13 protein-coding genes and 2 pseudogenes are annotated in these 14,384 nt (G+C 48.1%); 9 read left to right on the top strand and 6 right to left on the bottom strand.

Features of this window, described 5'->3' with window-relative positions:
• Positions 1-25: 25 nt before the first annotated feature.
• The 3 genes from KGF70_RS10705 to KGF70_RS10695 all read left to right on the top strand — a co-directional run bounded on the left by KGF70_RS10705 (position 26) and on the right by KGF70_RS10695 (position 2,108).
• On the top strand, positions 26-874 hold the full coding sequence (locus tag KGF70_RS10705) for a hypothetical protein (RefSeq protein WP_216768158.1): 849 nt from the start codon (positions 26-28) through the stop codon (positions 872-874).
• Between the two features lie 82 nt (positions 875-956).
• Entirely contained in the window at positions 957-1,250 is a 294-nt protein-coding gene (locus tag KGF70_RS10700) for a hypothetical protein (protein WP_003638782.1), read from the top strand.
• Between the two features lie 81 nt (positions 1,251-1,331).
• Positions 1,332-2,108 (top strand): DUF4931 domain-containing protein, encoded by a 777-nt coding sequence (locus KGF70_RS10695; protein WP_216768159.1) that lies wholly within the window; start codon positions 1,332-1,334, stop codon positions 2,106-2,108.
• A gap of 240 nt (positions 2,109-2,348) precedes the next feature.
• On the opposite strand, the gene KGF70_RS10690 is transcribed toward KGF70_RS10695, so the two are convergent.
• A complete protein-coding gene (locus KGF70_RS10690) occupies positions 2,349-3,533 on the bottom strand; it encodes an MFS transporter (protein WP_216768160.1) in 1,185 nt (394 codons plus the stop codon).
• 381 nt (positions 3,534-3,914) lie between these two features.
• Between KGF70_RS10690 and KGF70_RS10685 the strand changes: the two genes are divergently transcribed.
• The 3 genes from KGF70_RS10685 (at position 3,915) to KGF70_RS10675 (ending at position 5,714) form a co-directional block, all read left to right on the top strand.
• Positions 3,915-4,247: a hypothetical protein gene (locus KGF70_RS10685; RefSeq protein WP_003638785.1), complete on the top strand. Its 333-nt coding sequence runs from the start codon at positions 3,915-3,917 to the stop codon at positions 4,245-4,247.
• 22 nt (positions 4,248-4,269) lie between these two features.
• A complete protein-coding gene (locus tag KGF70_RS10680) occupies positions 4,270-4,578 on the top strand; it encodes a DUF960 domain-containing protein (RefSeq protein WP_216768161.1) in 309 nt (102 codons plus the stop codon).
• Between the two features lie 398 nt (positions 4,579-4,976).
• Positions 4,977-5,714, top strand: coding sequence for a DUF1003 domain-containing protein (locus KGF70_RS10675; protein WP_105920684.1), 738 nt, complete (start codon positions 4,977-4,979; stop codon positions 5,712-5,714).
• A gap of 283 nt (positions 5,715-5,997) precedes the next feature.
• On the opposite strand, the gene KGF70_RS10670 is transcribed toward KGF70_RS10675, so the two are convergent.
• Positions 5,998-6,855, bottom strand: a complete 858-nt coding sequence (locus KGF70_RS10670) for a DUF368 domain-containing protein (protein WP_056952861.1) — start codon at positions 6,853-6,855, stop codon at positions 5,998-6,000.
• A gap of 223 nt (positions 6,856-7,078) precedes the next feature.
• On the opposite strand from KGF70_RS10670, the gene KGF70_RS10665 reads away from it, so the two are divergent.
• A complete protein-coding gene (locus KGF70_RS10665; RefSeq protein WP_216768162.1) occupies positions 7,079-8,428 on the top strand; it encodes an amino acid permease in 1,350 nt (449 codons plus the stop codon).
• Between the two features lie 195 nt (positions 8,429-8,623).
• Complete coding sequence (locus KGF70_RS10660; RefSeq protein WP_216768163.1) at positions 8,624-9,550, top strand: hypothetical protein; 927 nt, start codon at positions 8,624-8,626, stop codon at positions 9,548-9,550.
• Between the two features lie 228 nt (positions 9,551-9,778).
• Here the strand turns inward: KGF70_RS10660 and KGF70_RS10655 are convergent, their stop codons facing one another.
• From KGF70_RS10655 to KGF70_RS10645, 3 genes are all read right to left on the bottom strand, one after another.
• Positions 9,779-10,123, bottom strand: a complete 345-nt coding sequence (locus tag KGF70_RS10655; RefSeq protein ID WP_050338635.1) for a hypothetical protein — start codon at positions 10,121-10,123, stop codon at positions 9,779-9,781.
• Positions 10,124-10,238: 115 nt separating this feature from the next.
• The gene (locus tag KGF70_RS10650) at positions 10,239-11,831 is read right to left on the bottom strand and encodes an L-lactate permease (RefSeq protein WP_216768164.1); all 1,593 of its coding nucleotides are present in this window, start codon (positions 11,829-11,831) and stop codon (positions 10,239-10,241) included.
• 33 nt (positions 11,832-11,864) lie between these two features.
• On the bottom strand, positions 11,865-13,202 hold the full coding sequence (locus KGF70_RS10645; protein WP_216768165.1) for a hypothetical protein: 1,338 nt from the start codon (positions 13,200-13,202) through the stop codon (positions 11,865-11,867).
• Positions 13,203-13,750: 548 nt separating this feature from the next.
• Here KGF70_RS10645 and KGF70_RS10640 point away from each other — a divergent pair.
• A pseudogene (locus tag KGF70_RS10640) lies at positions 13,751-14,275 on the top strand (2-C-methyl-D-erythritol 4-phosphate cytidylyltransferase); the annotation flags it as partial.
• 8 nt (positions 14,276-14,283) lie between these two features.
• Here KGF70_RS10640 and KGF70_RS10635 read toward each other — a convergent pair.
• Positions 14,284-14,384: pseudogene (locus KGF70_RS10635) on the bottom strand (IS5/IS1182 family transposase); the annotation flags it as partial.

Below are 14,384 nucleotides of genomic sequence, written 5' to 3'. Positions count from 1 at the left end.
AGCAAGAAAGGAAGTGCGATAGTTAATGCCTGAACAAAAACAGACGCGCATGTCACGCTTAAAAGCGCGTGAGGCAAAAAATGGCAAGCGGGGACGGAAGGCGAGTTCTCAAGGGACCCCCACGCCGCCACCAACAACTAATTCTAAGCTATCAGGTGGATCCAAGCGTTCGTCGACTGAGCCGACACGTTCAACTGAGCCGACTCGTTCAACCGAACCGACGCGGTCCACGACGGATCCTAAGAACCCGCAAACGCCAAAATCGCCACATAAAAAACATCACGTTTCGTTATGGTTATTGGCTTTAATCGTGATTGCGCTCGGGGGGACGATTGTCTACTTCGTCAAAGCTGCTAGCAGCCAAGACCTCGTCGAGACGACCAGTAGCTCAAGCAGCAGTAGTCGAAAAGCGCATAAGAAATCATCTTCAAAGGCGTCGAGTTCCTCGAAGAAGAAAAAGAAGAAGTCGAGTTCTAGTGACAGCGATACGAGTAGTACTGCTGATACGACTGATACTAGCAGTGATTCAGATGGAACTGATTATTCAGCACCAACCGATAACACGACCGCTGCCAGCTCAACGACTACGGCAACTTCGTCATCAGCGACAACTAGTCATGCGGCTGCATCGTCGAGCCACCATTCTTCCACCGCATCGTCCGCTTCAAGTTCAACGAGTGCTGCATCACATTCGTCATCAACTTCGAATTCGTCAAGTTCAACTAGCTCGAGTTCTAAGAGCTCTGGTAGTTCGACGAGTTCCGGTAAGACGTTTAGCACCTTGGATGAAGCTACGGACTACGGGGAAAATACCGTTAGTGGTAATTACAAAGTCACCACGGATAGTAATGGCTCATATCACGTCACCCACTAGTGCCCAATGCGCTTGATTTCTCACTAGGCTTTTGCGCTGAGATTGGGTATAATAGCCTTAAAATGATTGTAGGAATTGAGTGATGGAATTGAATCGCAATGTGGAAGTTAAATATCCCGCCATTTTTCGTGATGAAGGGACTTATTGGGACGTTCGGTTTCCGGATGTACCCGCCGCACAAACTTTTGGCTCAAGTGTCCAAGTTGCTGCGGACAATGCAGCCAACGCGTTAGCAATTGCGCTCTTTGAACGATCACTACCGGCGGCCTCGGACCCGCAATATTGGCGCCTTGCATCGACGGAATTCGTCGTGTGGATCACCATGGCGGATGTCCAGTTTGGCCCTGGTGCCGATACTCCAGAACCAATGAACTAAATCGCGATAAGTTGAAACGGGTGGAGACTGTATTTGCAGTTCTCGACCCGTTTTCTTATGGCCGAAAGAAGGCGTTCAACCTTGCATCATTTACCGTTAATCTTCGATACTGAAATTGCAAAGGGCAAACCGGAGAATATTCGTCATCCGCAACACGCTTGCCCGTTTTGTGACCGCCAACAGTTGACGGACATTCTGGCGACAGAAAATGACCGGATCTGGTTGTTGAATAAATTTCCAACGTTACAAGCGACCTGGCAGACGATCGTCATCGAATCCAGTGACCATACTGGTGATATCTCAACCTATTCATCCAGTCAAAATCGCGCCGTCTTCGCGTTTGCAATCAAGCACTGGCAAGCCACGATCGCGAGCGGGCGTTTCAAATCGGTCTTGCTGTATAAAAATTTTGGCCCGCATTCTGGAGGTAGCTTGCGGCATCCGCACATGCAAATCGTGGGCTTGACGGCGGTCGACGGCTATGCCAAGATCACTGCCGCTAATTTAACTGGCTATCCAGTCATGACAATCGGGCCCGTCGCAGTCACGATTTTTGACCAACCAGTGATGGGGTTCGTCGAATTCAACGTCACAGCACCACTGACGGCGATTGCCACGTTGGCGGATGCGGTTCAAGTCGTTGTCCGTTATCTCCTGCACACTTACTTTCAGGGACGCTGCGACAGTTATAATCTGTTCGTTTATCCGCAAGATTCGCAAATTACCGTAAAAGTGGTGCCACTCTTCAATGTGTCACCTTACTACATCGGCTATCAGCTCACTCAGGCTGATACCCCGAAGCGGATGCGCGCGATTGCGGACGAGTTACGGCAGAAATTTGCTACCGCTACAGATTAAGAAGCGCAAAAAACGCACGTTAGACCTATGAAAGTGAGGCCTGACGTGCGTTTTAGTTATTGGTCGTGGTTGTCAGCTGGTGCAGCATTAAGTTAGCTAATTAAGTCCAACCAGTCAAGCTTCGGTTTAACTTGTACAACCAAGCGAGGGCTTGTCAGCAATGTGCGCAATAAGTAGGCAGTGGCACAAAGTTGGTGGTGAACAGTTAGGCGCCATCCAATTCGACAAATTTAGCCTGAATTAGTTCTCGGTCACGGCGTGCGGTTTGACTTTTAGCAGCCAGCCTAAGCCCACTATTAGAATGAGCAGGCCGCTAGTCCCAAACGTCAAAGTAAAGCCCCAGTGTTGTATCAGCCACCCGATGCCGGGAAAGCTCCCGACCATCGCGAGGCTGAACCCCATACTAGCAACACTCAGTAGCGTTGCGCGTTGCCCATTTGGAATCAGCTGATTATAGTAATTGGACAGTAGCGGCGCTAATAGCGCTTGCAGCCCGTTGATCACCAGGTAGGCGCTGATTAGCCAGTTGGGTGCTGAATTGAATGACCCGAGCAAGGCGATTGTTAAGCCGCCACATAGGCCAATCAGTAGCCGACGTTGGGCGAAATGAGCTTGTAGCCACGGCGTCAGCTGGATGGCAGCGACGTTGACTGCCAGACCAATCACGAGAATCGTCGTGATTTTTGGACTAGTGAAGTGGCGCGCCGTCATCACGGTTTGAAAGTAATAGTAATACGTGGTGCTGACTGCCGAAAAGACGGCATCAAACAAAATCAAGGCGCGTAAACGTGGTTGGGTTTGAAGGACGTGCCAGGCTGCCACGGTGATTTGTCGGAGACCAGGGCGGCTTTCAGTCGGTGCTACGACGGCCGGAATCTTCAGACCGGCAGTGAGCAGTACGGCAACTAAGGCCGCAACTAGGTAGATCCAGTACGTCCAGATGAGGTGGTGGCCCAATAACCAGCCCGCTAAGACGACGCCCACGGTATCCGCAATTTCAATCGTGGTATTTAAAACGGTCGTCACGTGCGGATAGCTGCGCGTCGCATCCGCGGCGACTAAACTGTCGTATTGTGCCGCGGCTAATGTGCCGGATTGTAAATTGTACGCCCACGCTTGTAGCACGAAGGCTAGTAGGAACCAACCAAGACTGTGCGCGGTCAACATGATAATGGCGTGACCAATAGCCATCAGGCGGCTACTGATCAACACACTGCGGTAACCAAAGCGGTCCGCAATTACGCCTGAAGGGACTTCTGAGAGAAAGCTGGTCAGGTGAAAGATGCTCTCACATAAGCCAATCGCAACTAATGAGAGGCCCCGTTGCTGGAGAAAGATCACCCAAAGCGTGGTGATGCCTAAAAACGAACAGGCGGCATAGCCGTAACTCAGTTGGAGGTTACGGCGGATCAGTGGTGATAACATTGAGATAAACTCCTTAGTGTCACGGGACAAAAAAAGACGACCCAATCGTCGTCTTTTGAGTCCGTGACGGTCCGATGGTAGTAAGTGCTCATTTAGCTTGGAAAAAGGGCAGACTGCGCCCTCTGGCCGTTCAAAGTTGCAATTGTCATCCGTTTAAGGTTCAGCCAAGCTAAAATCTTCACCATCAATACTCACCACTTTCTAATTTTCTTAGTTATCTGTTAGAATTTTAGCATAGGGGATGCCGATTAGCAATCCCTGCTGCTTGCGAGTTTGAGGGCCGGTCATTAAGTCTGAATGTGGTATGATATTAAGTAAATGAACAAAGGGACCGGGCTAACACGACAACTTAGCCTGGGGCCCACTATTGGAGGAATAGGCATGCAAAACTTGATTCCAGGCGATATGCTTGAAGTTGGTCAAAAATTAAAATGGGAATTAGATGCGGGCATGACCGCGGATGAAAGCAGTGTGATCAATGACGCGGTCTTAGCAGGCACACAGTACTTTGTCGACGAAGCGCTGGAAGGCAGCTACTGGACAGTCAAGTGGGCGGATGACCACCAAGCCATCGACATTTATGGAACGACTGGCAGTGTCGTCGGCCAAATCAAACCACTGAGTGCGAGTCTTGAGGCCGATTTTCGCCAGGATTCGCAAGGCTTATTTATTCGAATCGAAAAAGAAGTTGCGGTGATCGTCCGCGATAACTAAACCGCGTTAACGAGGTGATTAAATGTTTGAACCAGATGAGGAACGTTTTGCAACCGTCGGACTTGCGGATCAGCTTCCAGGAGCCGTCATCGATAGTATTTGGGAAATCACTGACCAGGATTTGAAGGGTGTGGTCCACTTACCACAAGTCCTTCAATTTGCGCTACTTGCGCGCAACGGCCAGGTCACGGTGATTTTTGAAGCCCGCCACGTCGCTATCATGGAATTTGATTTACCGATTGCCTTTCAGCATGGTTTCCCGGAAACGGTCGCGGTGTTAGACGATGGGCGAACTCAAACGATGATGTTGATGGACGAATTAGCTGACTGATCAAAAAAATTAAAACGATTATCGACGCGTATGTCGTGGGTGCTACCACGGGATATCTAGGTGGATAATCGTTTTTTAGTTTAGAATAATGGCTACTCGTCCTTGCAATGCGTTGTTGAATCGCACTGTTTGTTAAGGGCGCTTTTTGCGGTCGTGTTTGACTAGGCAGTTATCTGCTTAACTTGTATAATAAGGATAGCAGCGGTATGGAACGGGTATTGAGAATGGGATGACGTTTTGAATGGTCGCAACTTGAACTGATCAGACGCCAATGCAAGGACTAAGTGTTATTGACGCACGATTGACTGGTCAAACGGCGACGCGCCGCCTAGGTATCCACGTTGGGGTCAAACCCGCGTGTTCCGCGGCCGCTGGAATTGTAGAAAGGTGTGGATTTGATGGCAAAGACAGCAATTTGCATTGTCGATCAACAGCGATACCAGGTCGTTGACGGCATGCGATTAGAAGAATTGGAATCGGGATTACGGCGGATGATCATGGCCGATTTCCCGCAGGCGCATAACAGCAGTTTTATTTGTAGCGAGCACCTCGTCCATTATCGGCTCGCCAAGATGGATGCCATGATCGAAAATGATTATCGACAAAACGATAAGGTCAATGCGCAGCTTTCGAAAATTTTAGCGAACCATACGTACCGAGTCGTCGATGTTAACAGTGAACTGGAACAATCGCTGACATTCGGCCAACGGGTGGCGGATGCCGTTGCACGGTTTGGTGGGAGCTGGGCGTTCATCATTTCATTCGTGCTGGTGATGCTCGTGTGGATGCTACTGAACGTCTTACCGATTTTTAGCCATCATTTCGATCCGTATCCCTTTATCTTACTGAACTTGTTCCTAAGTATGGTGGCGGCGATTCAAGCGCCACTGATTATGATGAGCCAAAATCGAGCGGCCGAGTATGATCGACTGCAAGCGACCAACGATTTTAAGGTCAATTCAATGTCCGAAGAAGAAATTCGCGTCCTGCATTCGAAAGTCGACCATTTGATTCAACAAGACGAACCCAACATGCTGGAGATTCAAAAAATGCAGACGCAGATGTTGGGTGAGATTCAAGCCCAGGTTAACGAACTGCGGCGACTGCAACCCAGACGGCGACGGAATCAAAGCTAGAGATTCTCTAGCCCAGCAATCGAGTTGTGGTGCCGCGTGAAGCATGCTGATGTGGCATGGTCAGAGAGACGCAATCACGGCCGGCTCACAAACTGGATGCGTCATGTCACTTTACCTAACCGTAATCACGGCCCCGGCTGAGTCACGAGACCAGACTTAATTTAAATATTGTGAAACTAAAAACGACGACGCTAGCTTCAAGTTAGCGTCGTCGTTTGTTATTCTGAATGGCTGTCCAATGAACGGTGCTGGCGGATGCAGACCATTAACTCATTTTCAGTGGTTATTTATATTTCGTTTCTAAGGCACTCATCCAGTAACCGAGTCCAATGCCGATTAGCAGCGCCACTGCACTAAATAAATACGTGCTCAAGGTCGCGTTGGCGTATGAGATGCTTTCGGCAGCGTATGGATTTGGAATCAAAATCAGCAGGGTGCTAGCCAGCACGATGCCTAGAATAAAGTGATAGACTCGTGAATGGAACTTGATGAGCAGGTAATCCATTAACTTTGAGAACAAGGCCATCGCTAAGATCCCACCGATCGCAATTGGTAAATAGACGCCGACGATATCGAATTTTTTAAAGCCGGTCAACATTGGCGTAAAGAGGCCTAAGATCAGGAGTAAGTTAGATGGGCTCAACCCAGGCACTAACACGCCCAAAGCAATCAAGGCTCCGGCAACGATAAAGCCTCCAAAATTAGCTGGTAGCGTGCCAAATAGTTCGCTCATAAAGTACAGCAGGCCCGCGCTAATGAAGAAGGTCCCAAAGAACCAGACCAGATCTAACCAATCGCGCTTGGACTGGCTTACTGCCGTTTTCGTTAAGGCCGGTAGCGTTCCAATGATTGCCCCAGCAAAGCCCCATAAAACGATGACTTGGGCATGTGCTAATAAATATTCTAATGGCGCGGACAAGGCTGCGATTCCGACGATGCCCCCGAGACCGACCGGGACAAAGTACCAGAAGTCCCGTTTGAAGTTTTGGCGAAAATGGGCCATGAAACCCAGCAAGCGTTCATAAATACCCAAGATTGCGGCCAATACGCCACCAGAGACCCCCGGTAGGATGAAGCCGAGGGCAATCACGATGCCCTTGAAGAAACGTTTCCAGAAAGTATCAGTGGTTTTAGTTGACATAAGTAAGCTCCTTTTGTGCTAATGACTGGTATTTCAGAATGAATCAAAGTACCTAAATATACCAGATATCACGGTTGCTGGCAATCGAAACCCGCAAATGTCCGGTTAAAATTAACCAAAAGTTGCGAAGTCCAAACATTTATCATAAAATGAATGGACATGAAAAAATCTGTAATTTTATGAAAATTATTATTAAATTGGATTAAAGGAAAGTTGAGGTCATATGGAAAATCAGCAGCTTGCCCGTAAATTAAAGCGGCGGCATGTTCAAATGATTGCACTGGGTGGTGCCATTGGGACGGGGCTATTTCTCGGTTCCGGCTCGGCCATCAAGCAGGCCGGACCGTCAATTTTGTTGGCCTACGCAATTGGTGGGTTCTTCTGTTACTTGATGATGCGTGCGTTGGGTGAATTATTGCTCTCAGATACGCGGTTGCATTCATTTTTGGAATTCATCAACCGCTATTTGGGGAAACGATTCGAATTCGCGATTGGTTGGACTTACTGGCTGTGCTGGATCAGTCTCGCGATGGCCGATTTGACTGCCAGTGGGATCTATATTCGATATTGGTTCCCGTGGATTCCACAGTGGGTCACACCGTTAATTATTATTTTAATCTTGCTGGTATTTAATATGTTATCCGTCAGTGCCTTTGGCGAACTCGAATACTGGTTCTCGATGATCAAAGTCGTCGCCATTATTGCGTTAATCGTGACGGGTGCCATTTTGATTGGGTCATCCGCGCACGTCGGCGGTCAAACGGTGTCTATCACTAATCTGGTCAGTCACGGCGGCTTTTTCCCTAAGGGTGTCCAGGGCTTCTTGATGTCTTTCTCACTGGTCATCTTTGCCTTCACTGGTATCGAAATGGTCGGTATCACCGCTGGGGAAGCGGAAAACCCTGAAACGGAGCTGCCTCGCGCCATTAATAGTCTCCCGATTCGAATCTCGTTTTTCTACGTCGGTGCGTTATTCGTGGTCATGTCGATCTATCCTTGGGACCAGATTACGACTAGTCAGTCACCATTCGTGCAAGTCTTCAGTGATATCGGCATCAAGGCGGCCGCTAGTATCATTAACTTCGTCGTTTTGACTGCCGCATTATCAGCCTGCAACAGCGCAATTTTCAGTACGAGTCGGACGCTATTTACATTAGCGCACGGTCAAAATGCCCCGAGGTGGATGGGTAAGGTCAACCGTTACAACGTGCCTGCGCAGTCGCTCTTGTTCTCATCACTGATTTTATTGATCATTGTGGCGCTAAACTACGTGATTCCAAGTACGGTTTTCACGTTGATCTCAAACGTCGCAACCACCAACTTTATCATTGTCTGGTGTGCGTTACTTGTGTGTCATTTGGTCTACAAACGGACCGCGGACAGTGCAAACAATCCGTTCAAATTACCATTGTTCCCACTGTCTAACGTGGCGACACTAGTCTTTTTTATCGCAGTCACCGTTATCTTGTGTTTTGATACCGTCAACCGCTGGGCAGTCATCGGGTCAGTCGTTTGGTTCGTGGCGCTACTCGTGATTGAACGGGGGATGCACCGGGTGCAATCAGAAAATTAATTTAAATCAGAAGACACCGCTAATCAGGACAATCACGTTAATTTACGTTAATTGGACTGCTTAGCGGTGTTTTTTTGAGTGCAAACGGCGCGCATTAAGCAGTCAGTTATTCTATAATTAAGTCAATCAACTTGGACACCGTTGCCAACTTGGGCAAGCGGTCCAGTTGTGAATCATTATTGGGGAGGGATTCACATGCGTTTTAAATCATTATTCATCCTACCACTTGCACTCCTATTAGTCGGCTGTAGTACGAATCAGTCCACGACCAAAAGTGACGCCTCGTCGTCATCAGCACGCAAGACCACGACCGTTTCGAAGAAGGCCAGTGTCAAGCAGTCCAAAAAAGCGGCTACAAAATCTAAGTCGAAGGCGGCCGCGACTTCAACGAGGCAGACGTCTAAGCAAACGACGAGCAGTTCAAAGCAGTCTAGCACGGCAAAGGCATCCTCGTCTGCCAGCACCCAGTCGTCAACCAAGGCCACAACGACGACGAATGGCACGACTCGGTTAGCCACGCTTAATCAGCAACTCACCAAAGCATTAGGGAACGTTCTGTTGCCACAAACAGATGGTCTGACCAGCGGCAGTCAACAGTTAAACGTCCGCTACCAAGGCAGCCAAGCGAACTACACGGTCAGCTACAGTGTTGGTCAAACCGCGCAAGCGTTTAATAGCCAAGCCGTCGCTAAAGAAACGCCGTATGCGACGGTGAATAAGAAGACTTACGCCTCTAATCAGGCGGCGGCCCAAGCCATTGGTCACCGCAATGCTTCAGATGCTAAGGGGCTACCAACCGTCGACTTAGGTCATCAAATTACTGGCTACCTGGATTCAGGTGCCGGGCAGCGCTATATTTTGTGGAACGAGGGCCAGTGGTCATTACAAGTCCACACCTATACCACGCAAAACGATTTAGGGGTCGCTTTAGCCAAACAAACGGTCAACACCCTGGAAAGTTACTATTTGCCTGCACCTAAGTCAGTCGGATCAATTGAGCTAGAGGCAATCTCCACGGATGGCTTACGACAAGTGATTCAGTGGCAAGCTGGACGAGTGGTTTACAAAGTCAGTGCACATGACGCCACTACGGCGATCAAACTCGCTGCTAGCATGCAATAGTGCCATTTAAATCTGAACAAGTTACTGGCGGATGTATTCTTGCCAGTGAGGCATCTAAAAAGGCTGTGTCACGGATAGCTAATCTGGGGACACAGCCTTTTTATGGAATTTTAGTTGGTCAACAAATCGGGACGTGCTCACGGACAGTCACTAGTTTGAGCGGTGCAGTAATGGTGCTTCTAAATAACAGCTACCGAGACACCTGGTTGCGCTCAGTAGCAGCTCATTTTAAGACTGCGGCATCCGTAACTGCCGCTCTAGGTCCACCGTGTTTTTCAAGATCAAGTCCTGGTCGGCGAGCGCGATGATTCGGTGATGCGTCAACACCTCAGAATCGACTAACGATTGGTAAATGCTGGCCGCCACGACCCAACTGGTATCGGTATCATAATCGCGGGCATGCAATAAGTCATAGCCGTCGCTAGTATCGAGATAGACTTGAAAGCCAATACCTAGGCGTGCTTGGAGCCGTTTGGCATAGCGCTGATACAGGGCCCGATTAGCAGCCGTATCAGGTGTCGGCCCGACGATGCGGTCACCTAACTGTAAGGTTGAAACTAAGCGTACTTGCATGTTCCGGACCTCCTTTACGTTGAAAATGCTAATCTTATTTTAGGCTAAACGTCGGTAAAAATAAAGACACGCGGATGACTGACGGTCAACGCGTGTCTAACAAGTGAGCAATGGATCAAACTAGAAGGTTAATGAGAACTAGTCCAGCCAGGCCGATTAACAGTGCATATCCGAGTCCTGGTAACAACGTTTTACGAAGAATCGCACCTTCCTGGCCACTGAGGCCGACGACTGAACTTACGGCAACAATATTGTGGACGCAGATCATGTTACCGGCAGCCGCACCGACCAATTGCGCGGCCAAGATAACGGTCGTACTTAAGTTGGCATTGGCTGCGATGTCGGCTTGAATCTGGGCAAACGTCAACGTGGAGACCGTGGTACTTCCAGTAACGAACGCGCCCAGTTGGCCGAGAAATGGCGCCATGATGATCCAGACACCCGCGAGGTATTTGGCCACAAACTTGGCAATGTACATCGGCATGCTGGGTAGCGCTGCCTGATTCAGGTCTGAATTAGTAAAGACCTGGACCATGATCAAGGTGACGCCCAATGCAATCGCGGTGTTGCCCATTGACCGAACGACGGTACTGGCAGTTGGCAGCAAGGGCTTTAGTGAGCGGGCTTGTACTAGTAAGCCAATGATGGCGGCAATTGCCAAAATCGTTCCGGGTGAATATAACAGTTCCCAATCCGAATTGATTTGACTGTAGCCTAAGATATTCGTCCAAGACAGGTTGAAATAGTGGGTCATCGCCGTCTTTAACGGCACCAAGACCCGACTAGCGAGTAGTAACAGCACCACTAGTAAATAGGGAAACCAGGCCGTGACCAAGCTCATCTGATGTTTTGCAGCTGGCTGTGGAGCGTTGCCATCCGTGCGCCACGGGGAAGTTTGAACCGTTTTTGGTAACAACCACCTGAACCGAATCGTGACGATGGCGACCACTAAAGTGCCCAGTGGTGCGATGATCGAAACAAATTCATAACCAATCAGCCAAACGGTCAGTAGTGCCAAACCACTGTATACAAATCCAATGACTAACGCCCATGGTAAGGTTGTCAGCCACTGCTTGAAACGGTGCTCCTTAGGGCCGAACCAGAGAATCAAAATTAAAATCAGCACTGCCGGCATTAAGGCTCCCACGAATAAATCGAGTTGTGTGATTCGCAAGCCAATTGCGTTGAGCAGGCTCGTTTTTTCAGTCACGTTGCTGAGTCCAACGGTCAAAGGCGTGCCGACCGCACCGAACGCAGCCGGAGTCGAGTCTGCAACCAATGCTAAAATCACCGCTGCCATTGGTGAAAAGCCCAAAGCAATTAGTAGCGGCGCGGTGACCATGGCCGGTGTTCCAAAGCCGGAAACCCCTTCAATCAACCCGCCAAACAGGAAGGCGACCAAGACCGTTTGAAGCCGCATATCCGCTGACAAGGCTTGAAAGCCCTGATTAATACGATCAATAGCCCCAGTGGCCCGTAGACAATTTAGCATTAACAATGCACCGAATAAAATCCATAAAATCGGTAACGCTTTATGAATCGCTTGTAAAATCGAAGCGGTGATCACCATTGGACTGAGATGCCAGAAGAAATAGCCAGTCACGATCACAACCAACGCACTGAGACTCATCCCACGCGTTGCAGATAAATTGAGTCCACCGAGTAAAATCAGTGGCAGAATAATGGCTGCACTAGCAACAAGAATCATGGACGGAAAACCTCCTTTTAACGATAATCACGCTTAGTCCCGCTTGAAGTAGCGTTGTCCGTAGAGCGTAATCAGGGAGACAACCAGTGAAATTACAGCAAGTGGCCAGACCATGCCGACCAAGTAAGTCGTTTTCAACGCAACCGAACTCGGGTTGAAAAAGTGCATCAGGTTTAAATGTTTGAGACTACTAGTAATAACCAATAGACCGAAGAAGCACAACTGACACAGCAAGCCGCCATAGGTTGAAAACCGGTATTTATGAATGATAGCCAAATCGGGGTCATCGACCTCGGCGGCATAGACACTGGTGTTGATGGCTGGGTTTTCAAACCCGACATACAGTGAAATCAAGAGTAGGCCGAGCACATACAACACGGGTTGTGCCGTGACGACTAACACATGCCCCAGAATCAGGCCGATGCGTGCCAACCGGGTGGCCTGCTGCGAATCGTGGTGAGCTAGGGCTTGGTAGAGCGGGTGTCCCGTTTCGAAGCCTAATAAATAAATGGCAAACACTAAATACATCCCCAGCTTACCGAAGACAAATACGCCGAAGAAACTATTGAATAGTAAAACGAAGCTCAGCAGAAAACCGCGATTCACGATCCGTAGCTTGTTTGCGGGCATCGCTTGCCAGTCAGCAGCCAATTCTAGGTTGAGTAAAATAGTGGCGACAACAATAATCGCGAGTACGGCCGGTAACGCGATCTGAATCGACGCTTTCCGGAGCAGCGTCAAGAGACCAATTACGGCAAAGAAGATGATGAAGACTGCCACGCGCCACGGTTTAATCGGTCGAGCGTCGGCAGCCTGATGGTCGTTGTAAAAGGCTAATGAGAAACGGCTGAGTAGCCGACCAGCGGGTAACGCAATAATGAATAACAATGCGAGAATCGCAAAAGCTAGGCGATAGCCCCAACCGAGCGCAAGATCTAGACCAAATAATACACCGAGTGCCGCAAAAATCAACCAGTAGAACCGTTTGAGCTTAAAATCTGTTTGTTGTGACAAGTGGAGCTTGATAGTTAGAAAGTAGGGCCAAATGTTGGCGGATGTGTAGCCTAAAAATAAGGCGCCAATCAGAACAATCACTAAGTTAGCGGTCAAACAAAACAGTAGGCTACCGATCGCACCGAGCCAAAGACAAATCAGCAGGTAACTGCTAGCTTTAAGATTCAAATGCTTGGTGCCAAAAACACTAGCAGCCCGTGCCACATAAAAGACGACGATAGCCGCCAAGTAATTGGCATTGTGGGTCTGCTGATATTTAAACAGAATCAAAACATAGGGCAGGACAATGCCGACGTTTGCCAGGAAATTCAGGGTGACGACGGAGAAGTCCAGTCCAGAGTGTCGTATACGAGTCAAAAATAATCACAACCATTTCGTTAGTTTTCTAGGGCTAGTATACCAATTAATGGCAGTTAATGCTGGCATTAAGGCATGCTTGTGAAGTTTAATAAATTGATATAAGTGTAGAAGTTGAGAATACATTAATATAATTATGTAAGGTGTTACTTTAACCAATTAATCAAATCAAAAACCATCCATAGAACATAGACTAATTCCAAACATTGCATTGCATCTTCAAGTTTAACCATTCATAATAACTGAATCTACAATGTAAGTTACTCAACAACTCATCCAAGCATACCACTAATGACAAAGTGAAGAAACACTACCAATTCTTTCAAATTACTCCCGGTCCGAATTACCTCATATTGCAAATCCGATGAAATTAGACCAATCAATTTTCTAAATTGCTGGTAGCCGTACAATTTCAACTCACTAGAAGTTACAAAATTCACAATTGGCAGATAGGAAATACCTGATTTTTAAAATTAAGTTCATAAAAACGCCATAATTTGTGTTTATCATTGCAACATAATATGTACGATGAATGGAGTAATGCTAATATGATTTATGCACAGATTTTAGCTGGTGGTAAGGGAACCCGAATGGGAAATGTTCCAATGCCAAAACAATTTTTAACTTTGGCAGACAAGCCAATTCTAATTCATACCATCGAAAAGTTCGTCTTAGAATCGCGATTTGATGCAATCTTGGTCGTTTGTCCAGCTGACTGGTTAAGTCACACGCAGGACTTGATTAAAAAGTACATCTCAGACGAGCGAGTGCACGTCGTTACTGGTGGTTCTGAACGCAATGAAACGCTGATGAAGGGTATTGAATATATTCAGGAAAATTATGGCTCACACGATGATGATATTGTGGTTACTCACGATGCCGTGCGCCCATTTATCACCCAACGAATCATTAATGACAATATTGAAGCCGCACTGAAGCATGCCGCAGTGGATACCGTTGTACCCGCAATCGATACGATCGTTCAAGGGACGGAAGGTAAAATTGACGATATTCCAGTTCGCTCGACGATGTATCAGGGCCAGACGCCACAAAGTTTTAACATTAAGACCTTAGAACGTGTTTAGAATCTTTTCAAGAGTATTCGCAGGAAGGCTAAGCTAATCATCATCTTACTGGTGTTTAGCTTTCGCTCACAATTGCGCCAGAGGCGCCGATATTTTC

This window comes from Lactiplantibacillus sp. 7.2.4, assembly GCF_018991185.1.
GTDB lineage: Bacteria > Bacillota > Bacilli > Lactobacillales > Lactobacillaceae > Lactiplantibacillus > Lactiplantibacillus pentosus.
This window is presented reverse-complemented; position numbering and strand designations above follow the sequence as displayed.

Coding starts and splice junctions, on each gene's coding strand:
- KGF70_RS10705 (WP_216768158.1), top strand. CDS start 26: ATGCCTGAACAAAAACAGACGCGCATGTCACGCTTAAAAGCGCGTGAG.
- KGF70_RS10700 (WP_003638782.1), top strand. CDS start 957: ATGGAATTGAATCGCAATGTGGAAGTTAAATATCCCGCCATTTTTCGT.
- KGF70_RS10690 (WP_216768160.1), bottom strand. CDS start 3,533: ATGTTATCACCACTGATCCGCCGTAACCTCCAACTGAGTTACGGCTAT.
- KGF70_RS10685 (WP_003638785.1), top strand. CDS start 3,915: ATGCAAAACTTGATTCCAGGCGATATGCTTGAAGTTGGTCAAAAATTA.
- KGF70_RS10680 (WP_216768161.1), top strand. CDS start 4,270: ATGTTTGAACCAGATGAGGAACGTTTTGCAACCGTCGGACTTGCGGAT.
- KGF70_RS10675 (WP_105920684.1), top strand. CDS start 4,977: ATGGCAAAGACAGCAATTTGCATTGTCGATCAACAGCGATACCAGGTC.
- KGF70_RS10670 (WP_056952861.1), bottom strand. CDS start 6,855: ATGTCAACTAAAACCACTGATACTTTCTGGAAACGTTTCTTCAAGGGC.
- KGF70_RS10665 (WP_216768162.1), top strand. CDS start 7,079: ATGGAAAATCAGCAGCTTGCCCGTAAATTAAAGCGGCGGCATGTTCAA.
- KGF70_RS10660 (WP_216768163.1), top strand. CDS start 8,624: ATGCGTTTTAAATCATTATTCATCCTACCACTTGCACTCCTATTAGTC.
- KGF70_RS10655 (WP_050338635.1), bottom strand. CDS start 10,123: ATGCAAGTACGCTTAGTTTCAACCTTACAGTTAGGTGACCGCATCGTC.
- KGF70_RS10650 (WP_216768164.1), bottom strand. CDS start 11,831: ATGATTCTTGTTGCTAGTGCAGCCATTATTCTGCCACTGATTTTACTC.